Source organism: Cytobacillus firmus, assembly GCF_023657595.1.
Classification (GTDB): domain Bacteria; phylum Bacillota; class Bacilli; order Bacillales; family Cytobacillaceae; genus Cytobacillus; species Cytobacillus firmus_B.
Window position 1 is genome coordinate 2493192 of record NZ_CP098323.1, and the last position, 22376, is coordinate 2515567.

The window sequence follows — 22376 nt, forward strand, 5'->3', positions numbered from 1 at the left end:
ACTATTTCACCTCTTTCTTTTCAACGTCAACAGAATCAATGATTCCGATAATCAATGCATCAATTGGCAATTTGAAATCCCCGGACATGTTTGAAGCCGAACTTCCACGTGTAACGAGAACCTGATCACCGACTCCCGCGCCAATTCGATCAACTGCAACGAATGATTTTTCTGCTGAAATTCCATGAGGCTCGACAACCAAAAATTTCAGGCCAGTTAAATTATCCTCTTTTCTTGTGGCCCATACATTGCCGATTACCGTTCCCATTTCCATGTGCTTTCAGCCCCTTTTGTATCCATTACAACAATGCTTTTTCCCAATTCGCGTGCAGCATCACGTGCCAAAGGTGTTATAATGGTCTCTTTATCTACCAGGATTTCATTCTTTTTGCATTCTTGAACATCTCTTTGAGTTATCAGCTTCTTTACGTCTGGCTGATCTGAACTGAAAGGCTTTGGCGCAGCAAAGTCGTCCAGACTGTTGATTTCAACCCCGAACTTTAACAGCTTTTCTTTATACTCCATTAAACTTAAAAAATACTCCCCATTTGTTTTTTTCTCTCCATTGAGGATTTTATAGAGATTTGTTTTCGGAATTAAGGTAACAGGGACATAATCAATAATACAGGCTGAGAGAAGCTCGCTTTCCGGTGTATCGCAAATGCCCAGTGCCCCTTTGACAAACAAGTCCTGGGAAGCACCAAGAAAAATAACTTTCATAACAGTATGCAGCTGGGGATTTTCACTGGAGTCATAGGGAAGGATATTCCAATTCGCTTCTAACACTTCTAATAAAGCTGGGTCAATTCGATTCAAATCCCCTACAGCCAGCAGATTATGCTTCATTTTAGGATTGGGAGCTGATGTGGCACCCAATAGATTTTTCACAACTTCTTCTACAATTTGTTCAATCATATGCCTGTCAATCATAAGCTATCCTCTTGCCTTACCAGCCTGCCGGCTGTTTTCCCGGCAATCAGCCCTGCATTGGCTTCATCAGTATCAATATGCATTTCAAGCCTGTACCGGGGAGAGATTCTAATTAACACATTTCCAAAGGATATTGGACGTTCTCCCGCTGCCTCAACTTTGACGCATTCCCCATTTTTCACTCCGAAAGCTTTAGCATCTTCTGGAGTCATATGAATGTGTGCCTGTGCAATAATTAAACCTTCTTTTTTGTATAGGCTCCCCTTTGGCCCTATCAGAGTAACGGGAGAAGAACCTTCTATATTCCCGGATTCGCGAAGCGGAGGCTTCAACCCGAGCTTGATCGAATCTGTACGGCTGACTTCTACCTGGGTTATATGGCGCGCAGGACCTAGAATGCGCACTTTTTCAATGCTTCCTCTAGGTCCTGCGATGGTAATGATTTCATTAGCAGCAAATTGGCCAGGCTGAGATAATTCAGCTTTTTTGGTAAGCTGATAGCCTGTTCCAAAAAGAACTTCCAGATCACTTTGACTTAAGTGACAATGCCGGGCAGAGACAGCCATTGGAATTGAATGTTTTTTTACTGAGGACCCCTTAAGCCTTAAGACTATTTCCTCGACAATCGAATGAATGGCTTGCTCGTTCATGGTTTATGCTCCTAACGTAGTATTCTTGTATTAAAGCTCAACATCAATTTTTGGAAGAATGCTTTCCAATTCGTTATGAGGACGTGGAATGACATGAACAGATTTCAATTCTCCAACACGCTGTGCTGCTGCAGCACCCGCATCAGTTGCTGCTTTAACTGCACCTACATCTCCCCTGACAAGAACCGTTACAATTCCGCCTCCAACATGCACCTTACCAACTAAATGAACATTCGCAGCCTTTACCATGGCATCAGCTGCTTCCACTGAAGCAACCAAACCTTTAGTTTCAATCATTCCTAATGCAGTTAATTCTCTAGCCATTTTTATTTCCTCCTAATTAGTTAGTTTGATATTTTTTCATTACTTGATTGACCATTTCAGCAATCATGCTTGCATCCACATTGCCATCAGGCGATACTTGCTGAAGCACCTGGCTGACAATATGATCAACATCCCAGCTGCCGGCTTGTTTTTTTTCATCTATAGAAGAGGATGCTGCCGGTTTTGGGATGGTGACTTCTTTCGTTCCATAAGCCATTCTTTTAATATTGATCAGGTGGCGTGCTGTTACATTATCAGAGGTAATGTTGCCGCCGAATGAACCGCATCCCAGAGTCAGAGAAGGCATCAAACCGGTTGTCGCCCCCACGGCCCCAATGGATGAAAGCGTGTTAACCATCATTCTCGAAACAGGCATTTCCAAGGCAAAATCCCTGGCCACTGCGTCGTCATTTGTATGGATGGAAAGGCTATGTCCTCTTCCGCCCAAATTGAGCAGCTGCAGGCATATGTCTTTTGCCTCCTGCAAGCTTTCCGCAGTATAAAGTGCAAAGACCGGAGATAATTTTTCAATAGAAAATGGTATGTCTTTGCCTATCTCAGTTTCTTCAGCAATTAATACCCTCGTATCTTCAGGGACTTGAATCCCCGCCATGGATGCGATTTTAACAGCACTTTGACCGACGATATCCGGATTCAGCTTTCCAAGTGAAGGTGAAATGACTTTTTCCAACGCAGCTTTTTCATGCTTATTTAATAGATAAGCCCCATTATTCCTGAGCTCTCTCATAGTCATTTCTTTGATGTTGCGATCAACGACGATTGATTGTTCAGTAGCGCAAATCGTTCCATTATCAAAAGATTTACTGTCAATAATCATCTTCACCGATTGGGCCACTTTAGCAGTCTTTTCAATATAGCAAGGCACATTTCCGGGTCCTACTCCATATGCTGGCTTGCCTGAACTGTACGCCGCCCTGACCAGTCCGCCGCCACCTGTTGCTAATATGAGATTGATATCACGATGCTTCATTAAATCATTTGTTGCACCCATCGACGGCGTTGAAATCCATCCAATCAACCCTGCAGGTGCACCAGCTTGTATGGCTGCATCATTGACGATTTTCAGCGCTTCAACTGTGCATTTTACAGCCCTTGGATGAGGGCTCACAACAATGGCATTTCTTGTTTTTAGAGCAATCAGTGCTTTAAATATGGCTGTTGAAGTAGGGTTGGTTGTTGGAATTATGCCTGCAATGACACCGTAAGGATAGGCAATGTCCGTTACTTTATTTACACGGTCTTCACTTATAATGCCCACTGTCTTTTCATCTTTGATTGATTCATAGACAGCCTTGGAGCCGACTTCGTTTTTTATTTTTTTGTGCTCGACTATGCCCATACCTGTTTCCTCTACCGCCATCCGGGCAAGATAAAGTGACTTTGCATAAGCAGCATCAGCGGCTTTTTTGACGATTTCGTCGACCTGCTCCTGTGTAAAGGCCATATACTTTAACTGCGCTTCTTTGGCCAGCTTTACAGCATTCCGCATTTCCTGCATGGATTGAAGATCATGATCAAATTGCAAGATTCCCACACTCCTTTCAGGATATTTTGAAAGACTTAGTATTTAATTGGGTTCTGAGAAATTTCCAAAATGGCATCCCGGAAAGCATCAGCAGCTGCCTGGCAGGCTGATTGAGAGCCGCTCAAAAGGCCTCCGCCAAAATTGGTTTCCGAAGGCGGACCAAAGAATTTAACCATTTCCACATCCGCTGCCTTTAGAGCAGCGTCAAGTCCATAAACGGCTTCCAATGGAGGGGCTATCAGATAGGCAATAGGCTCTCCGATATTGATGCCTGCTTCTTTTGACAAATAGGAGCCTGTTCTGGAAACAACATGTGCGTAAATGGCATGAGATTTTTCCTGATCAAGTGCTTCAAAAAAAGCGTCTGATTCTGCAGTCTGGAAAACAGCTTCCATGCCGCTTTTAACTTCATCTGGAGACGGTCCGGCGATGATACCAATCATTTCACCAGACAGCGGTCCGGAAGCATGAGCGGCACCGGCATAAAAAGACCTCGCATAAACGACTTCCACATCTGCTCTTTTAGTAGCTTCATCAAGTGCTGTATATCCCACATCATCGATGGTAGAGGTGAATATCGCCAAACTTCTATGGTGAGGCTTCAGATCAAATTGCTTTGCAAGATCCGGATCCACATTAGGGATGACCCTGACAGCCACTATATCAGCGTGAATGCGTTCTAATCCCATTCCTTTCGCCTCCTACCCTTCTTTTTTTACCAGCGATACACCACTTGCTTCATATTTAATAACTTTTTGGATAACCGTCCCGAGATAGGCTCCAGCCTCTGCGGGAGGAATTCCGCCTTTATGTATATTGGAAATTACCATCCGGTCAGCTTCAATCGTTCCTTTTCGGGGTTCATAGCATAGGTAGGCACTCAGTGATTCAGCACTGACCAGACCAGGACGTTCGCCTATTAATAGCACAACCACTTTGGGTTTTAGAAGCTCCCCTACTTCATCCATAACAGCCACCCTTCCCTTTTCAATATAAAAAGGGGTTCCCATATCGAGTCCTAAACTTTTTAGAGATTGCTTAAGGGATAAATACACATCCTCTGCATTTTCTTCAATGGCACTTGAGCTCAGTCCGTCAGACAGAATGATTTGAACAGCCGGTTCCTTTTCACATTTAGTTAGAATGATTTTCTTGGCTTCTTCTGATAGCTTTCTGCCATAATCTGGCCTGCGGATGTAAACTTCTTTTTCATTCACCATTGTGTTGACTTTAAAAAGTCCGAGACGGGTTATAAGCTCGTCATTTACATCTCCATAGACAGCATCGACTGCCGCTGCATGGTCGAAGCGGAATTTCAGCCATGTGTCTGTCTTCGGTCTTGAACCTGCTCTTCCCACCCCGATTCTAGCTGGTGTTTTGCTGATTAGGGACTGCAGTTCAACTGGATCAGCAGGATTGTCAATCCCGCTCCTTTCACTAAAGGGGTCCACTTTAAATTGACTGGATTGATGCGACGGAGCCTTTTTTGAATCTTTCGTTCTCTGATAGCTTTTAATTTTTATAAGTTCGCCTGCATCCTGTTTGTCCGTTTCAACTATCACGCTTGGCGACATGGATTTTTCTTTGCTTTGATTAGAAGTATGGTCCCAAAACTTCACTCCTGTGCTGCTGTATTGTGCTTGGTCAACAGCATCATGCTGGGATTGAAGTTTTTCCACCACTAGGCGTGTTACTTTTTCAATCAGTTCAGGATTCATTATTTTCAACTCCTATCGTGAAAAAATGGTCGGATCGCCTGCGATTTTGCTCAGCTTTCCATTTTCGAAGATTCCCATTTTCTCAAGCCAATCCCTGAATATCGGAGATGGCTGCTTATTCATTGTCTGCCTAAGGGTGGCAACGTCATGATAGCTCATGGATTGGTAATTGAGCATGCAATCATCCCCCATTGGGGCAGCAATAATAAAATTCACTCCAGCTGCTGTCAGCAGCACGCCAAGGTCTTCGATATCATTTTGATCGGCCTTAATATGGTTTGTGTAGCAGATGTCAACACCCATTGGGATGCCGTGCATTTTCCCCATAAAATGGTCCTCAAGCCCAGCCCTGATGACCTGTTTATTATTGTACAAATACTCGGGACCAATGAAACCTACCACTGTATTTACTATGTAAGGGTCATAATGCCGGGCAAAGCCGTAATTTCTCGATTCAAGTGTCATCTGATCCATTCCAAAATGGGCTTCAGCGGAAAGCTCTGAACCTTGGCCCGTTTCAAAATATAAACGCTGAGGCCCGGTGCCGGTGCCGAGAGTTTTTGCCATGTCATTTGCTTCCTCAAGCAGTGAGGCCGTAATTCCGAATGACCGGTTGGCAGCCTCTGTTCCAGCTATGCTTTGGAAGATCATATCAGCAGGTGCACCCTGTTCGATTGCCTTCATTTGAGCTGTTACATGCGCAAGCACACAGTTTTGTGTTGGTATTTCCCAGTCCTTAATAAAAGAATGTGTGGCATGGAGCAACCTCTTTACACTCTCAACCGAATCGTCCACAGGATTAATTCCAATCACTGCATCCCCTATGCCGTAGGATAAACCTTCTTTTAAAGAAGCGATCATGCCATCCACATTATCGGTTGGATGATTAGGCTGCAGACGGGAAGCCAGGGTTCCTTTATATCCAATCGTTATATTGCATTTCGTTAGGATTTCGATTTTATTGGCCGCATGAACAAGATCAAGATTAGACATGATTTTTGCGGCGGCAGCAATCATTTCACTGTTTAATCCCCTGCTGATTCTTTTTAAATCTTCACCTGTCGTGTCTTCGTCCAGGATATATTCACGAAGTTCAGCAACGGACCAATTTTTTATGCTCTGATAGACGGGTTCATTCATCCCGCCTTCTATAATTCTCGAAACCTCATCCTCTTCAGGCGAAAGCATAGGATTTTCGCGGATATCAGATAGAGTTAAATGACTTAGAACCAATTTTGCTGCGATTCTTTCCTGGACGGTTTCCGCTGCAATTCCCGCGAGGCGGTCCCCTGACTTTTCTTCATTTGCTTTAGCGAATAAATCTTTCAGATTATGAAACTGGTATACATTTCCTAAATGACTGGTTTTTAGTTTCATTTACAATCCCTCCTTCCTTATTGATGGAATGTCAATGTTTTAATGACAACAGGTACTACATTGGTTTGAAGAAGGCTGCCGATATCTATGTAATCGCCATGCTCTACCATAATTTGGTCAATGCATACGATACTTTGCTTTGATTCCTGAACTTTTATCGTCTGGCCAAGGACTTTGGCATGGTCACTTTCTAATACCACAATAAGCGGCTGTTCTGGTTTAGGCTTTGCTTGTATGGATTTCAGCAAGACTGAAGATAACTCTTGAATATCACGAAAACCCAAATAGGGAAGTGCAGTTAAATACAGCGCAAAATTCTGTCCCTCCTTCTGGGGGTCATACATTTCAACCGCCTTTTTAACTGACTCTTGAATCAGATGGAGTCCCTTTTCCAAATCGTGATTAAAATTGATCTGATATACTGGCAAGTTGCGAATGGGCAACTCATGACCTTCAACATGAATGGTAGCCCCGCTGATTTCAGTCGTTTGTGTGCCTGCTCCGAGTACTGTTGCCCTGACCGTTTCTTCCGGTTCCTCCCAACTCCAGAATGCCAGATCCCCGCAATTCCTCAGTGACTGGGCCAGCACTTCGCCTATATCTTCATACTGTGCAGGTGAGGAACCTGCTTTTTCATATTTGTACAGGCATTCACTGATTCCGCCAGAAAACATGATGAATTCGATATTCTCTATCCAATTCGGCTCATGTCCCAGAAGCAGAGGCATATCATTCTCCCGAAGCTCTCTCCTTAGCATTCGTCCTATTACTTCAGCCATGTAGTTTGTCAGTTTTTTAATGATCGGGTCATTTCGGGTGTCCCCTATTTTTAAATCAGCACCCCATTGACGAAGTATTTTTTGAACGGGAGGAGAAATACTTTTTATCTTGCCATCAGCAAATTCAATCAATCTCCCGCCGATATGCAGGGTACATGTCCCGCATAGCCTTCCGGAACGATAGACTGCTGCATTGGCAGTGCCTCCGCCAATATCAATATTAGCTATCGTTTTTCCTGTCCTTTTTGAAAATTCATAAGCCCCTGATCCTTTTGCAGCGATGATTCCTTCCAAATCCGGGCCCGCTGTTGCCACCAGAAAATCTCCGGCGTGGTCAGATAAGTAATGGACCATTTCTTCTGCATTTTGTTTTGTGGCCGTTTCACCTGTAATAATGACAGCTCCTGTTTTAATATCACCCGGCACAATTCCCGCAGATTCATATTCTGCTCTTACAAGCCTCTCTACAGCTTCGATATCAATAGATGAGGCAGTCAGGAGAGGAGTCCGGTAAATCGGGCTTTGGTAGAGCACATCTTTTTCTATTATCTCGATTCGCGGCATATGGGTTCCGCCTGCCATATTCATGAGAGAAAATCTGCTGATGACGAGTTTTGTCGTACTCGTTCCGATGTCAATTCCAGCGCTGATGATATTCTCTTTTTGTGGATCGTAACGCTTCAACATGATCCCCGCCTTACTAAAACAAATTATCTGATTTGCAGGTAAATAAAAAAAGGCACCCTATATGAGCAATCATGAATTGATTGTTCATACAAGGCGCCTTTGCCTGATTTATTCTTTTGTATAATTAGAATATATTCTATTATCTTAATTTTGTAAAGGGTTTCATTTGAAAATTACGACATTTTCCGGCAATGAATCTGCATAATCTTTCATTTCTTGAAGAGAATGGCATTTCACCAGGCAGCGTATTTCTTCTATTCCTTTTCCGGAAATAGAGGAGGTAATCACAATAGGTCCATTTGGGACTGCAATTCTAAGCTGCCTGATTGCCGAGTTTACATCCGATTGATCAGAATCGCTTTTTGTCACGACTCCAATTGCAAGCTTATTAAACCCATTGCTGAAACCTGGCGGAAAAATAGTTTTCCGCTTTGTAGAATCCTGCAAATATAGTACATGGGTCACTTCGAGTGCCGTAGCCATGATATTTTTATAGAAAAATGGATTTTCTGTGTATTCCCCCGGTGTATCCACAATCCAGTCATAATAGTTCAGTGCCTGTGTTTTAACCGCTTCCGCTTTGCGGCCTAGAAGGGCATTTGTTAGAGTCGACTTTCCAGCCCCGATTGAACCGATTAGCATTGCTCTGTTCATTTTGGACATTCTATACAGCTCCTTATGATTTAGTTATTTCCGAAGGAGTGTACCTCAGTGTTTCAGATAAAAAGCGGTTGATTTCCTCCATGGCCATTTGCACAGCCGATACGGTTCCTACAATGACAAGACTGCCAGTGAACCGGTCCAGGAACCCGATCTGCACGTCTGCAGCTTTTGTCGCCAAATCTCCTGCAATAATAACCGTTTCACTTGGTGTCAGTGTTAAAATCCCCAACGCTCCTGCCTGCTGGATCCCCAGTTTTTCAAACATATCCGGATCAGGATTTGCGATTAAATGGCTGAGTGTTACTTGCTTTCCCGGCACAAATTCCTGTATAAATCGTTGTTTTTCCTCATTCATTGCTTTGGCCTCCCAGGTGACTGCTGCTTAGATTGCTTTTTTTACTTTTTCTTCTTTCGTTAAATATTCATCTTTTCCGATAATGCCAGCTTCGCGGTCTTTTTTCTCCAATTCCAGAGCTTTTGGTACAGATAACCAGTACGCTAATCCAATCCCTATGACTCCAGCAGAAATTTTTCCGGCTATAATAGGCAGAATTAATGTAGGCTGGAAATTTGCTGTAAAAGATAAATGATCGCCAAGCAAAAAGGCCGCACAGACTGCAAAGGAAATATTAATGACTTTATCTTTAGGCGGCATTGTTCTGACCAATTTAAACATGGCAAGGATGTTCGCTATTGTAGCAACTATCCCTGCGCTGCCTTCCTTGCTTAACCCGACTTTACGGCCTAGAGCCTCCAGCGGTCCGCCGGCATACTTTTGGAGAAGATAAACCATCGGAAATGCACCGGCAAGCATGATCCCAATATAACCTGCAGTCTCAAGTGCCCGGAATTGATCCTCCGAATCCGCCATGATAGGGTGGAAGCCCCAGCCTCCAAATACAGTTGAGAACAATCCGGTAAAAATTTCCACGATGGAAAAGACTAAAACAAGCTTAATGCCCGCATCTAAAATACGTCCAAACCACATAAACCCATTGATCATTAAATCGGGCAGGAAATATAAACCCAGTGCAATCAACACTACAAAGATTAAAAGCGGACTTAAATTCAATAAAATTTGTCCTAATCCGAGTGCGAACTGATATTTTGCCTCCCCTGACGTGGAAATGAAATCCCTGAAACTTGAGCTTGAAACCGCAATAATCACACTTGAAATGAAAGCGCCGATTGGAATGGTCAGAACGCCTGACATCACACCAAGAGCCATATATTTATGGTCTCTCTTATCAAGCATAGCCAGGCCCATCGGTATGGAGAAAACAATGGTTGCACCCGCCATAAAACCGACAATCATCGCCATGATCCAGCCTTCCTGTGTTTGCTTTAACACTTCAGCTAACTGGTAGCCGCCCATATCGGTTGCCAATATGGCAGTTGCAGCTATGGCAGGATCTGCCCCGATCGCAGCAAAAAATGGACCGCAGACCTTATCAATAAACCACGATAAATACGGAATGGATGCCATTATGCCGGCAGCCGGAACAAAGATATGGCCGACTGCATGAAGCCCCTCCATAAATTGTTTTCCTAATCCTTCATCACTGTTGCGGATGGCAGCAAAGGCCCCAGCTACGGCACAAGCCATGATAATGTAAATAACAACTTTACCTACCATTTCCATCATAGATCCCTCCCTAAAAGTTTTTATATGTTAACGGAATCCTGCAGCTTTTTTACAAGAAAATAGGATAAAATAGGAGTTCGATAGTATAAGAATAAGTAAAAAGACAAAAAGGTGCCGTACGTCAGCTATTTGCAGACGCATGGCACCTTTGCCCGTTCTATCCACTTGTAAAAGAATATTAAGCGTTATATTTTACAATTATACGCTTTGCCACATTTTCCAGTGTAACCTGTTTATTCATGCTGATCTTACGCATTTTCCTAAAGGCATCTTCTTCCGGCATATTAAACTTTTGCATTAAAATGCCTTTTGCTTTTTCCACTATTTTTCTATCATTTAACTTCTGATTCATGGTTTCCACTTGTTCCCGGATTGCCTTGGCATTCTCTGCCTGTCTGAGCGCGATCTCAACCGCTGGAATCAGACTGGCTTCATTAACCGGCTTAACAAGGTAGCCGAGTATATTTGCCTTTTTGGCTTTATCGATATATTCCCGCTGACTATATGCTGTAAGGAGCAGGATGGGCGTATTGATTTTATTGGAAATGATTTCACTTGCTTTAAGTCCATTGAGATTAGGCATCTTGATATCCATAAGAATTAAATCAGGTTTTAATGAAAAAGCTAGCTCAACCGCCCTTTCACCATCGCCTGCCTCTGCAACTACTTCGTAGCCGGCATCCTTTAGCATCAAGCTTAAGTCCATGCGGAAGATTGATTCATCCTCCACAACCATAATTCTTTTTTTCACGGCTATTCCGCCTTCCTTTCAAAGGGAAATTGCACAGCTGCAATGGTCCCTGTTTCAGCCCGTTCGATTAAAAAATGGCCGGATAGATCGTGCTCGACCATCATTTTCACAATATCCAAGCCTAGAGAAGGTTTTGCTTCCGGGGAATACCCTTCACCGTTATCAATGACTTCAACCTTGATTTCATCATTGGAATATTCAAAACAGACATCGACTATCCCTTCATGCATATGTTTAAATGCGTGCTTTACACAATTCTGTATAAGTTCATTGATTACCAGAGACAGAGAAACCGCTTTTTCAGAGTCGATCAAAAGTTTTGGTCCCCTGTATTGAATATGTATCTTTTTTTGCTCGTGTTTTGCTTCATGGACGAGCATATTGCCAATTTTCTCTATTAAGCTGTAAATATCCACTTCATCCACACTTGAGCTTGAAAGAATAATTTCATACACCGAAGCAATACTTGAGATGCGGTTTAGGCTTTCCACGAAGTGCACCCTGCTTTCTTCCGGCACACCCCTTCTCATCTGAAGCCTCAAAAGGCTGGCAACTGTCTGCAGGTTATTTTTAACTCGGTGATGGATTTCCCGTATGGCAACAGATTTAACGGCAATTTCACGTTCTTTTTCCCTGAGTTCAGTCAGATCTTTAAGGATGATAAAGGCTCCATTCGATTTACCTTCTACTTGAAGACGAATTTTTTTTACGCGGAAAACCTTATTCATCATTTTCAGTTCTCTAACAAGAAGTTCTTCCGGTTCGTTCAATATCTTTTGAATGCATGGAAAGCAATCAATAAGAGGTATGCCCGGCCTGCAATCTTCCTTCCCGATTTCGTGAATGAGATTCGTAGCCGATGGATTGTTATAGACTACCTTATTTTCATGATCAATAAAGAACAATGCTTCCTCAATCACCTCTGGAATAATCGGCCGATCTTCTGCCATTCCAATGAGTATCCCGCTTAAAGTTTTTGTTGCTTCTGATAGCGCTTCCAATTTCCGCTGCCGCTGAAGCTTCTCACTGATGTCCTTTTCCATAATCAGTGCACCTATAACCCGATCCTCCGATCCCATAATCGGCACAACACTTTGTTCAACCGTCTTGCCTTCCTGGGTCAGTGCCCGATTGAGAAACATATTTTTCCCGGTCCTCAGGGTATACAAAACGGCGGGTTCAAATGCTTCATAAGCGAACTTGCCTGCGACTGGCTTCTGGTAAACAGAATTAGCGGTACTTGGGGCTGCTTCAGCAACCACAATCGCATGTTTTCCTTCTTTAGTAAGACAGTCTACAAAAACATTTGCCTGGTTCAGGTCTGCAATTAATGAAAGATTGGCAGAGACCTCTTTAATTTTTTTGACTTCTATTTTTGATAGACTTGTATGAAGAGTGCATAGCTCTTCTGCTGAGAGGTTTGTCATAGGGTGTGTTCTCCCGAATCTATAGTTGGAAATGTCAGAATATATAAAAATATTATAGGGAATATAGTAGATTGTCAACATGCTTTTTAATAGTTTGATAGGGAATTTGATTCAGTTTTGAGATTATACTGGATATTGAAAAGAGGCAGCCATGAGAAAAGTTCATTCCTGCTGCCTTCTTCAACTATTTGAGCTGAGATAATTTTACACCGCTTGCTTTGTGTTTTAATATGTCCTCTATTAAATCTGCCAGATGGGCTCCTGCTTCAACCGGGGGAACCCCCCCTTCGTGAATATTGCTGATTACCGTGCGATCGGCTTCAACTGTATCCTCATTTGGCTGATAGATCAGGTAGGCACTAATGCTTTTAGCAGTTGCCAATCCAGGGCGTTCTCCGATAAGTGAAATGACACAATCACAATTCACAATAGAAGCAAGATCATCTTGAATCCAAACCCTGCTCCGCTTAATAAAGACAGGTTCTCCAAGGGAAATACTTTTTGATTGAAGCCCCTGGACCAGCGCAGGAAGCAAATCTCTTATATTTGCTTCAACACCTGTTGAGCTCAGCCCATCCGATACAATGATTTGCACTTCTTTATTTTTCGGAAGATTTTCTTCTGCCCATTGCCTTGATGAATCATGGAGCTTTCGTCCGCTGTCCAGGTCCATTAAGTATTGATCCATCGTTTCAGCTTTTGAATGGAGCACCGGCAGCTTTAATTCGTTCAGTAATTTCTCAGAGACGTCTTTAAAAACGGCGTCCTGGGCTGCCGCGTGATCTATTCTGAAATCGAGGTAATTCCTTGTTTTCATTCGTGTTCCTGTCCGCCCAATCCCAATTCTCGCAGGTGTGATGGCTTGTACCTTCTCTATCTCTTGCAGATCGGCCGGCAGATCTACACCTGATTGTTTCACTTTTTCGTAAATGATAGTGCGGACACTGGATTCCTTTGTATGTACGGCATCGTTTGCTGGTTTATCTCCGCTTTTTATTTGTCCTTCTTTCTGAAGTTCTTCCATTACCTGTTTTACAATTGTCTGAATATCCACTAAATGCTCCCCCTTTCCTATTTGAAAATTGATAGATCTCCCGCTCGTTCTGTCAATCTTCCATTCTCCATTATGCCCATATTCTCAAGCCATATCTCGAATTCACGAAGAGGACGAAGCCCCAGCATTTCTCTTAAGCTGGCATCATCATGATAGCTGGTATCCTGGTAACTTAGCATGACATCGTCTCCTCCAGGCACGCCCATATAAAAATTTGCTCCTGCAAGTGCGGTAAGCATACCGGCGATTTCCTGGTCATTTTGATCTGCCTGCATATGATTGGTATAAGTAGGAGCAATCCCCATTGGAAGCCCATGCATTTTCCCCATAAAAAGGTCTTCCAAGTCTGCACGGATAACTTGTTTTCCGTCGTAAATGGTCTCAGGCCCGATAAAACCCGAAACATTATTAACCATGAACGGTTTCCAATGACGTGCATATCCATAGGTGCGTGCTTCGAGTGTCTGCATATCAATGCCAAGGTGGGCATCCAGAGAAACTTCAGATCCCTGGCCAGTTTCGAAATAAAGCTGATTAGGGCCAGTTGAGGTCCCATGCTTAGCCATCAGCTGAAACGCTTCATCCAGCATCTCTTTTGAAACCCCAAAGTCTTCATTTGCAGCCTGTGTACCTGCAAGACTCTGGAACATTAAAGCGATTGGAGCACCTTTTTTGAGAGCCTGCATTTGTGTTGTGATGTGAGCAAGCACACAGTTCTGTGTTGGAATTTCCCACTTTTGTATAAAATCATGAGTCATATGAAGAATTCTCGATACTGATTCAACAGAATCATTGTTAGGGTTCACACCAATAACAGCATCCCCTGATCCATAGGAAAGGCCTTCTTTCATGGAGGCAAGAATGCCATCGGGATGGTCAATGGGATGGTTGGGCTGGCACCTGAATGCCAGACGTCCAGCCTCGCCTATCGTTGTGTTGCAATGGGCAGTCGGCCGGATTTTCTGTGAAGCCATGACCAAATCGATGCTCGACATAAGCTTTGCTGCAGCAGAAATCATTTCACTTGTCAGGCCTTTGCTGATTCTAAACAAATCCGATGTGCGTGTTTGGTGGGACAAAATATAATCTCGCAATTCCCCAACAGACCAATTTGCAATTTCTTTATAGATAAAAAGATTTAGGTCATCATAGATAATACGTGTTACTTCATCCTTTTCGTACGGAATGACGGGATTCTCGTAAATTTCTTTTAGCTTGATTTCACTTAACACCACTTTGGCTGCCATTCGTTCAATAGAGGATCCTGCAGAAATGCCTGCCATTTTATCCCCGGACTTCTCCTCACTGGCTTTTGCCAATACATCCGCAATAGAACGGAACTGATAAGTTTGATTTTTTAACGTACATGTATACATAAATAGCCTCCCTTCGAGTATAAAAAGCAGTCGGCAACGATAGAGAAAGCGATTACAAGCTGCTCCAAACAAAAAGACGCCATAATAGCATAAGCTGATTAACAGCTTACCTATTAAGGCGTCTTCACCTGATATTTTCACTTTTTTATCATTATACCAAGCAGTTAACTGAAAAGATAGACTTTTTTGATTATATGATCTGACACTTTTTTATGAAAACATCCCCTCCACCACTCTTCCGTTCCGCCCATTTGTGGTCTTTGCCTGTGACAGCGAATTAAGAATCGCTTCCTCTGCAGCCTCGGCCGCACCTTGAAAAAGCTGATTCATGATGGGATGATCATCTCTGATAAAATAGGCAGCTTCGATCATATTGCTGCTTTCATGAAAGCTCTTGTTTGCGGTGGAAAAAGCGATAACAATGTCACCGCTGCCGTTGCTGAAATGGCTTCCTGTGCGTCCTAGGCCTATGCCGCATCTCTTCGCGAGCCTTTTCAGCTGCCTGTCACTGACAGGTGCGTCTGTAGCCAGGATAATCATGATTGAGCCATCAGGCGTGTCCTTTGTTTTCGGCTGAATTTCTGACAGTCCGTATTTAATGAACGGAAATTCGTCTCTATTGCCAAAGTTCGTGACCACCAGACATCCGATTTTGTATTCATTTGTGCTTTGTTCTACAGTGATTACCCGTGAAGAAGCACCCACGCCCCCTTTATACCCACAACACACCATGCCTGTACCAGCTCCGACCGCACCTTCTTCCACCTTTTCCGGTTTGGCATTTTGAATGGCTTCTATTGCATGTTCCGGTTTTACAGGGAGTGTCCGAATGGAATTTAAATACCCGTCGTTGCATTCCCCTGTGACGATATTAACGGTTCCGGTTGTGTCTCCAATTTCCGGCGTGGTTTTTAGCAGGTATTCCAGCGTTCCCTGTGTGACTGACGGCACCCCAAATGTATTTGTCAGCATAATTGGAGATTCAATCATACCCAGTTCTTCCACCTGCACCAGACCCGTCGTTTTACCAAAGCCATTGATGACATAGGAGGCTGCCGGGACTTTTTCACGAAAGAGATTTCCTCCATGCGGTAAAACGGCCGTTACGCCCGTACAGACATATTGGTCATTATCCAGAGGATAGTCCAGAGTGATGTGGCCTGCCATGACTCCATCTATATCTGTAATGCAATTCTTTTTTCCAGGTCTCAGTGTTCCAATTGTTACTCCTCTTTCTCTAATCTTCATCTTGACGCTCCTTAAAATAGAATTTCCCTTTGTTTTCCTTTATAATAGTAAAATATTTAGATTACCTAATCATTTTACACCATTCTGGGAGGAATTATATGGCTGATACTTTATCAGGAGAAGCAAAAAAACAGACTGCAGGTTCCGAAAAGATATGGTCCAGGGATTTTGTTCTGATCTTGATTTCCAACTTTTTTATTTTTCTCGGATTTCAAATGACATTGCCCACGATCCCTCTTTTTGTGGAAAAATTGGGCGGGAATGACCAGCTGATCGGGATAGTGGTCGGGATCTTTACATTTTCGGCTCTGCTATTGCGTCCTTATGCAGGGCATACGCTGGAGACCAAAGGCAGGCGCTTTGTCTATTTAACAGGCCTGGCAATTTTCGTGCTCTCGGTTGGGTCATTTGGTTTTATTAATAGTTTAATCTTCTTATTTGTTTTAAGGATTATCCAGGGATTTGGCTGGGGTTTCTCCACTACAGCCTCGGGAACCATTGCCACGGATTTAATTCCTGCAAAGCGGCGGGGAGAAGGAATGGGATATTTCGGGCTTTCCGGGAACATTGCCCTTGCATTCGGCCCCACCCTCGGACTGGCGCTCGCCGGAGTCATCTCTTTCAAACTCTTATTCTTAATTTGTGCTCTGCTGGGTTTAGCCGCACTGGTGTTGTCATCGAGGATCAACTACAAGCAGGCTGAAAAACAAACTGTTCCCCAGAAGCGCTGGGACATCTATGAAAAAAGTGCTTTAAGGCCTTCATTTCTTTTATTTTTCATCACCGTCACCTTCGGGGGCATCGCATCATTTCTTCCTATATATTCAGCCCAAAAAGGGATAGGCGGCATCCACTGGTACTTTCTGCTGTTTGCCATAGCTTTAATGCTTTCCCGGGCTTTTGCCGGCAGATTATATGATCAAAGAGGTCACCAGGCTGTATTCTTACCAGGAGCGGTGCTGATTTTGGCAGCCATGTTCCTGCTGGCGTGGCTTCCGAGCAGCATGATTATGTATATAGCTGCGATTCTTTATGGTCTCGGATTTGGTTCAGTCCAGCCTGCCCTTCAAGCCTGGTCTGTAAAAGAAGCGCCTGCCAATCGGCGCGGGATGGCCAATGCTACGTTCTTTTCCTTCTTTGACCTTGGAGTAGGGATTGGCGCCATCGTGTTTGGGCAGATCGCTCATTTGTTTGGGTATAGCACCATTTATTTGACAGCAGCCGGATCGGTAGTGATTTCAATTCTACTGTATATCTGGATTCTGGTGACAAAAAGGGGTTAATGCGAAAGACGATTTTCCGGGAGATGCGGAAAATCGTCTTTTTATTTTGGGTGAGTTTTCAGGTGGTGCGGTGGGTTCGGACTTTGAGCTTGTGATTTTCGCGGTCAGTGTCCGAAGTTGGGCTGGGTTCGGACTCAGATCATGGTTTCTCTGCTTTTTGTGTCCGAAGTTACACCAGGTTCGGACTTACACTACTGGCTTTCCGACTTCTCTGTCCGAAGTTGACCCGTATTCGGACTCAAATCATGGTTTCTCTGCTTTCTCTGCCCGAAGTTGCACCGAATTCGGACTCAGATCATGGTTTCTCTGCTTTTTGTGTCCGAAGTTGCGCCAGTTTCGGCCTTACACTTTAGTTTTTCCAATTTCTCTGTCCGAAGCTGCACCAAATTCGATCTCATACTCTAACTGCCGGAACAGTAATTCCTCTTATAAAGCTTTCACCATCCCGCCATCGACTAAAATGGAGCTTCCGGTCACGTAGCTGCTGGCATCAGATGCAAGGAAGGTGACGACGTTCGCAAATTCTTCCGGGGTTCCGTATCTGCCCAGCGGAATTTTGCTTTTGGCTCTTTCAGCAACTTCTTCTTTGGTGATATTCTGCCGGTCTGCGTTATGCTGATCCAGATAATCAACGCGGTCGGTCGCAATTCTTCCCGGAGCTACTGTATTAATTAAGATATTATAAGCTGCCAATTCCTCTGAGAGTGTTTTGGTCAGTCCGACAATCCCAAGCCGGAATGTATTGGATAAGAGCAGGCCCGGAATCGGCTGCTTTATGCTTGATGATGCTATATTAATGATCCTGCCGCCATTTTTCTTTAATTCAGGAAGTGCCTCGCGGATCAGCCTGACATGGCTTAATAGATTTAGCTGAAACGCTTTTTCCCAGTCTTCATCTGTCAGGTTTTCAAACGTCCCCCCGGGTGGCCCTCCGGCGTTATTGATTAATATATCAATTCCCCCAAGGGTTTCAGCTGTATGCTGAATCAGGTTCTTTATATCCTCAGGGTCCGTAACATCTGCGCGGTAATACTCAACATCGGCATTGAATTGGTCACGGAATTCCTTTTGAACGCTCTTTAGTTTTGCTTCGTCCCTGCTTGTTATCATGACCTTGGTGCCTTCTTTTGCAAGCTGTGCTGCAATGGCTTTTCCGAGGCCCTGGCTTGAAGCCACGACAAGCGCTTTTTTATTTTTCAGTTTTAAATCCATGATCGTTTCCTCCTATTTTTTAACGCAAAGCGCCATCCATTCATCCACTTTAAAGGATTGGACCTTGCCTTCATGTAGTTCAATTTGAAAATAATCCGCAGCAGCCTGATCAGCCTGCAGAATATACTCTTCGACTGCCTTAATCTGTTCTTCACTTTCAGCCGTTCGTCTCACCCAGGAAGGGAATTCGAAGGTTTTCTTCCTGCTCTTTGCGTTTGTTTCATTTAGTCCGGAAGCAGCAAATAGCTTTCTCCACTCTGCCGTTGACAAACACCGGTAATGGCTGTCATCCCGCATTTTCTCAACTGTGTTCATATAGTCTGCGAGCTCTTTTTCATCGGGTGATACATTATCAACTAACAGAAATCTTCCCCCTGATTTTAAAACCCTGCCAGCTTCAGCAATGAACTTTTCCGGATGGGGAAAATGGTGTGGCGCGATCCGGCACGTGACAGCATCAAAGGACTCATCCAGAAAAGGCAAAGTTTCCGCGTCTGCAACGATATACCAGATATTTTTATAGCTTTCCAGATGGCGTGCGGTATTCGCCAGCATTTCTTTTGTCAAATCAGCTGCGAAGACCTGGGAAACAAAGGGTGCCAGACTTTTGGCCACATGCCCGCCGCCTGTCGCGATATCCAGCACCACCCAATCCTTCTGCGGATTCAGGGTTTGAACAAGCTGATGTAATTCTGCCGCATCTCCATGAATTTTGCTTGTCACATATTTTTCTGCGTTTTTACCGAATGTATTTTGTACCTTTTTTTTTATTTCTTCCTTTTCCATATGTAATCACCACCATCAAAAATTCACCTATACTATTTAGTTTCTATACAAATCCCTATAATCCTGTCAGATTAATAGAAAAAGAGCCTGCCACTTGGTGAAATGGCAGGCTGCTGTTTATCTGGCAGGCACAAGAATTAGCTTCCCTTTTGTTTGCCTAGACTGCATTCGCTCATGTACTTTGGCAGCGTCCTCAAGAGGATGGACTTCACCAATAGTCAGCTTCAGCTTCCCTTGGGCTGTATAGGATAATAATTCCTTCATGCTCGGCTGCAGCAATTCCGGTTTCCTCATTATTTGCGGCAGGAAAAATCCGATGACCGATTGATTCCGCCCCATTAAGGAAGAAGGATAAAACCGGCTCTGCTCCCCGCTTGCCACACCATAAATAACAAGGCGGCCAAAGGTGGCAAGGCATTTCAGGGTTTTATTAAAAATTTCGCCGCCTGCCATTTCGAGTGCCACATTTACACCTTTTCCGCCTGTTGCTTCGAGTACTTCATTTTCCCAGCCTTCATTTGTATAGTTGACGAGGACATCGGCTCCCATTTCTTTTGCAAGCTGCAGTTTTTCAGCAGTGCTGGCGGTAGCAATGACAGTCCCGGCCCCGAATAATTTTGCAAGCTGAACGGCAAGTGTTCCCACTCCTCCCGCAGCTGCATGGACCAGGACGCTTTCACCCGCTTCAAGCCGGCCCATCGTTTTCAAAATATGATAGGCACTCAGTCCTTGCAGGGGCAGTGCCGCAGCAAGATTGAAATCCAGTCCTTCCGGCAGCGGAATCAAACCCCTTTCATCGGCTGTGACATACTCTGAGTAGCCTCCTGATTCTATTAGCGTCACCACTCTTGTGCCAACCGGAATACTCGCCTCTTCACCCGCGGCTGCGACAACACCTGCCACCTCTGCACCGGGAATGAACGGCAGAGGTGTCGGCACAACATATTGCCCTTCTCTTCTTGCGGTATCGGCATAGTTCACTCCGATCGCATGCACTTCGATTAAAACTTCCCGTCCGGTCGGCTGCGGCCGATCCAGTTCGATTACATCAAGGACTTCAGGTCCCCCATATTCTTTGAATTGAATGGCTTTCATTTTCAAACACTCCTTTTCTATATTTCTAGCAGCAATATTCGCCTTTTTCATACATGAGCTCAGCTATTCTCCGGTTCCTTGCACTTTCTTTCCCAAAGGAGCTGAACCTGCTGCATTCCCGGATGATTAATCCGATCAGCGCATCCTTTTTCTCATCTGAAGACAATTCGGACACTAATTGGCGGGATAGCCTTTCAGCTTCCCATATTGCACCTTCCAGAAAAGTCCTGGTCAGGTGAATCTTCAATTCTTCTTTTTCTTCACCATTTTTCTGAATGGCTTTGTATGTCCGATAAACTGCTGATTCTGCTGCATACAGGGCAATGGCGAGATCCGCAAGCTTCATTAGGGCTTCCTGTTCATGAACAAGGGTATCGCCAAATGCTTCATAGGCGAGTCCGGCATTCAGCAGGAATAGGTTTCTTATAGTATCAACCGCTGCTCTCTCTTTCTCAAAAATCGCCTGCCCGATTGGTGCAGGTTTGCTCAAGCGAACAATCGCTTCCTCCACTCTTGCTGCTAAATCGATTTCACCCTTCAGCGCTTTTCGGAAAAGGTGAGTAGGAATCAGCAATCTATTAATCTCATTTGTACCTTCAAAAATACGGTTAATGCGGGAATCCCGATACATTTGTTCCACACCGTATTCCTTGATGAATCCCGCTCCGCCATGAAGCTGCAGTGCTTCATCTGCCGTATAATCCAGTGTTTCCGAGCCAAACACCTTGCAGATCGCACATTCTGTGGCATATTCGCTCATTCTTTTTCCAATAAGTTTTACATCAGTTGATTCATATAAGTCTCCCAATGATTCCTCCAGCAGGCTTGCGGTGCGGTATTGCAGTGATTCAGCGGCGTAGATTCTTCCTGCCATCTTCGCCGTTTTTTCCTTGGTAGCCGGAAAATCAGCGATCGACTTCCCAAACTGCTTTCTTTCCCCTGTAAATTGGAGTGTTTTCTTCAAGCCGGTTTTTGCTGCCCCCATGCAGGCTGAACCTAAATTGAAACGGCCCAAATTCAAGACGTTCAAAGCAATGATATGGCCTTTGCCCACTTCCCCAAGCAGATTTTCTGCTGGCACAGGACAATCCTCAAAAATGACCGATCTGGTTGACGATCCTTTAATGCCCATCTTATTTTCTTCCGGGCCAAGGGATAATCCTGGTGTGTCCCGTTCGACGATAAATGCGGTAAAATGCCGGCCGTCCACTTTGGCATATACAATGAATGTATCTGAAAATACAGCATTCGTAATATAAATTTTCGTGCCATCTAAAATGTAATGGGTCCCATCCTCATTCAAAACGGCGGTAGTCTGGGAGGATAGAGCATCAGATCCTGCGTTCGGCTCTGTCAGGCAGTAAGCGCCTATGTACTCCCCTGAAGCAAGCTTCGGCAAGTACTTTTCTTTTTGCTCAGGAGTTCCGAAGTAAGTGATCGGCAGGGTTGCAATGCAAGTATGGTTCGAGTGGGCTACCCCGTAACCGCCTGATGAGGCAATGTTTTCTCCGACGATCCCCTTGCTGATTTTATCCAGGCCAAGGCCGCCATAATTTTCGGGAATGCTATGGGCAAGCAAGCCCAGTTCGCCCGCCTTCCTAAGTAAATCCGTTACCAGCTCGAATTCCTGGTTTTCGATCCGGTCCTTTTCAGGGTGAACCATTTTTTCAGTAAATTGTTTAGCTGTTCTTCCGATTAAGATATGCTCATCTGAAAAATTCTCGGGTGTGAAAAGTGTTTCAGGATTTAGCTTTGTGAACAAGAAACTCGCACCGCGATTGGCTGTGTTTACTTTTTCCATTTACGGATTCACTCTCCTCAGCAT

The 22376-nt window shown here is 44.1% G+C and carries 22 protein-coding genes; 1 reads left to right on the top strand and 21 read right to left on the bottom strand.

Annotated elements, in window-relative coordinates; all coding sequences use genetic code 11:
- Position 1: 1 nt before the first annotated feature.
- The 17 genes from NAF01_RS12665 to NAF01_RS12745 form a co-directional block, all read right to left on the bottom strand.
- Positions 2 to 274 (bottom strand): EutN/CcmL family microcompartment protein, encoded by a 273-nt coding sequence (locus NAF01_RS12665; protein WP_048011258.1) that lies wholly within the window; start codon positions 272 to 274, stop codon positions 2 to 4.
- Positions 256 to 930, bottom strand: a complete 675-nt coding sequence (locus NAF01_RS12670; RefSeq protein ID WP_250800318.1) for a hypothetical protein — start codon at positions 928 to 930, stop codon at positions 256 to 258. The genes NAF01_RS12665 and NAF01_RS12670 overlap by 19 nt, the downstream gene beginning before the upstream one ends.
- The gene (locus NAF01_RS12675) at positions 927 to 1580 is read right to left on the bottom strand and encodes a phosphate propanoyltransferase (RefSeq protein WP_048011260.1); all 654 of its coding nucleotides are present in this window, start codon (positions 1578 to 1580) and stop codon (positions 927 to 929) included. The genes NAF01_RS12670 and NAF01_RS12675 overlap by 4 nt, the downstream gene beginning before the upstream one ends.
- Before the next feature lie 30 nt (positions 1581 to 1610).
- The gene (locus NAF01_RS12680) at positions 1611 to 1904 is read right to left on the bottom strand and encodes a BMC domain-containing protein (protein ID WP_026582312.1); all 294 of its coding nucleotides are present in this window, start codon (positions 1902 to 1904) and stop codon (positions 1611 to 1613) included.
- 16 nt (positions 1905 to 1920) lie between these two features.
- On the bottom strand, positions 1921 to 3450 hold the full coding sequence (locus NAF01_RS12685; protein ID WP_250800320.1) for an acetaldehyde dehydrogenase (acetylating): 1530 nt from the start codon (positions 3448 to 3450) through the stop codon (positions 1921 to 1923).
- A gap of 35 nt (positions 3451 to 3485) precedes the next feature.
- Entirely contained in the window at positions 3486 to 4139 is a 654-nt protein-coding gene (gene eutL / locus NAF01_RS12690) for an ethanolamine utilization microcompartment protein EutL (protein WP_222501833.1), read from the bottom strand.
- 12 nt (positions 4140 to 4151) lie between these two features.
- Positions 4152 to 5168, bottom strand: coding sequence for an ethanolamine ammonia-lyase subunit EutC (gene eutC, locus NAF01_RS12695; RefSeq protein WP_163144767.1), 1017 nt, complete (start codon positions 5166 to 5168; stop codon positions 4152 to 4154).
- A 12-nt stretch (positions 5169 to 5180) separates the two neighbouring features.
- A complete protein-coding gene (locus NAF01_RS12700; protein ID WP_250800322.1) occupies positions 5181 to 6545 on the bottom strand; it encodes an ethanolamine ammonia-lyase subunit EutB in 1365 nt (454 codons plus the stop codon).
- 17 nt (positions 6546 to 6562) lie between these two features.
- Positions 6563 to 8011 carry an ethanolamine ammonia-lyase reactivating factor EutA gene (locus NAF01_RS12705; RefSeq protein ID WP_250800324.1) on the bottom strand — a complete coding sequence of 483 codons (1449 nt, stop codon included), beginning with the start codon at positions 8009 to 8011 and terminating at the stop codon, positions 6563 to 6565.
- 162 nt (positions 8012 to 8173) lie between these two features.
- Positions 8174 to 8674: a EutP/PduV family microcompartment system protein gene (locus tag NAF01_RS12710; RefSeq protein ID WP_250800325.1), complete on the bottom strand. Its 501-nt coding sequence runs from the start codon at positions 8672 to 8674 to the stop codon at positions 8174 to 8176.
- A gap of 13 nt (positions 8675 to 8687) precedes the next feature.
- Complete coding sequence (gene eutS, locus NAF01_RS12715; RefSeq protein WP_048011266.1) at positions 8688 to 9029, bottom strand: ethanolamine utilization microcompartment protein EutS; 342 nt, start codon at positions 9027 to 9029, stop codon at positions 8688 to 8690.
- 27 nt (positions 9030 to 9056) lie between these two features.
- Positions 9057 to 10316: an ethanolamine utilization protein EutH gene (gene eutH / locus NAF01_RS12720; RefSeq protein WP_250802453.1), complete on the bottom strand. Its 1260-nt coding sequence runs from the start codon at positions 10314 to 10316 to the stop codon at positions 9057 to 9059.
- 181 nt (positions 10317 to 10497) lie between these two features.
- Positions 10498 to 11070, bottom strand: coding sequence for an ANTAR domain-containing response regulator (locus tag NAF01_RS12725; RefSeq protein ID WP_048011268.1), 573 nt, complete (start codon positions 11068 to 11070; stop codon positions 10498 to 10500).
- Between the two features lie 2 nt (positions 11071 to 11072).
- Positions 11073 to 12497: a sensor histidine kinase gene (locus tag NAF01_RS12730; protein WP_250800327.1), complete on the bottom strand. Its 1425-nt coding sequence runs from the start codon at positions 12495 to 12497 to the stop codon at positions 11073 to 11075.
- Positions 12498 to 12681: 184 nt separating this feature from the next.
- The gene (gene eutC / locus NAF01_RS12735) at positions 12682 to 13551 is read right to left on the bottom strand and encodes an ethanolamine ammonia-lyase subunit EutC (protein WP_250800328.1); all 870 of its coding nucleotides are present in this window, start codon (positions 13549 to 13551) and stop codon (positions 12682 to 12684) included.
- A 17-nt stretch (positions 13552 to 13568) separates the two neighbouring features.
- The gene (locus NAF01_RS12740) at positions 13569 to 14927 is read right to left on the bottom strand and encodes an ethanolamine ammonia-lyase subunit EutB (protein WP_250800330.1); all 1359 of its coding nucleotides are present in this window, start codon (positions 14925 to 14927) and stop codon (positions 13569 to 13571) included.
- A gap of 210 nt (positions 14928 to 15137) precedes the next feature.
- Complete coding sequence (locus NAF01_RS12745; RefSeq protein WP_226620378.1) at positions 15138 to 16175, bottom strand: DmpA family aminopeptidase; 1038 nt, start codon at positions 16173 to 16175, stop codon at positions 15138 to 15140.
- 98 nt (positions 16176 to 16273) lie between these two features.
- On the opposite strand from NAF01_RS12745, the gene NAF01_RS12750 reads away from it, so the two are divergent.
- On the top strand, positions 16274 to 17458 hold the full coding sequence (locus NAF01_RS12750) for an MFS transporter (protein ID WP_250800332.1): 1185 nt from the start codon (positions 16274 to 16276) through the stop codon (positions 17456 to 17458).
- A gap of 426 nt (positions 17459 to 17884) precedes the next feature.
- Here NAF01_RS12750 and NAF01_RS12755 read toward each other — a convergent pair whose 3' ends face one another.
- The 4 genes from NAF01_RS12755 to NAF01_RS12770 all read right to left on the bottom strand — a co-directional run bounded on the left by NAF01_RS12755 (position 17885) and on the right by NAF01_RS12770 (position 22352).
- Positions 17885 to 18670: an SDR family oxidoreductase gene (locus NAF01_RS12755; protein ID WP_250800334.1), complete on the bottom strand. Its 786-nt coding sequence runs from the start codon at positions 18668 to 18670 to the stop codon at positions 17885 to 17887.
- Between the two features lie 12 nt (positions 18671 to 18682).
- Positions 18683 to 19456, bottom strand: a complete 774-nt coding sequence (locus NAF01_RS12760) for a class I SAM-dependent methyltransferase (RefSeq protein ID WP_226620381.1) — start codon at positions 19454 to 19456, stop codon at positions 18683 to 18685.
- A gap of 117 nt (positions 19457 to 19573) precedes the next feature.
- Positions 19574 to 20551, bottom strand: coding sequence for a quinone oxidoreductase family protein (locus NAF01_RS12765; protein ID WP_197215455.1), 978 nt, complete (start codon positions 20549 to 20551; stop codon positions 19574 to 19576).
- A 25-nt stretch (positions 20552 to 20576) separates the two neighbouring features.
- Positions 20577 to 22352: an acyl-CoA dehydrogenase family protein gene (locus NAF01_RS12770; RefSeq protein WP_250800335.1), complete on the bottom strand. Its 1776-nt coding sequence runs from the start codon at positions 22350 to 22352 to the stop codon at positions 20577 to 20579.
- Positions 22353 to 22376: the final 24 nt, after the last annotated feature.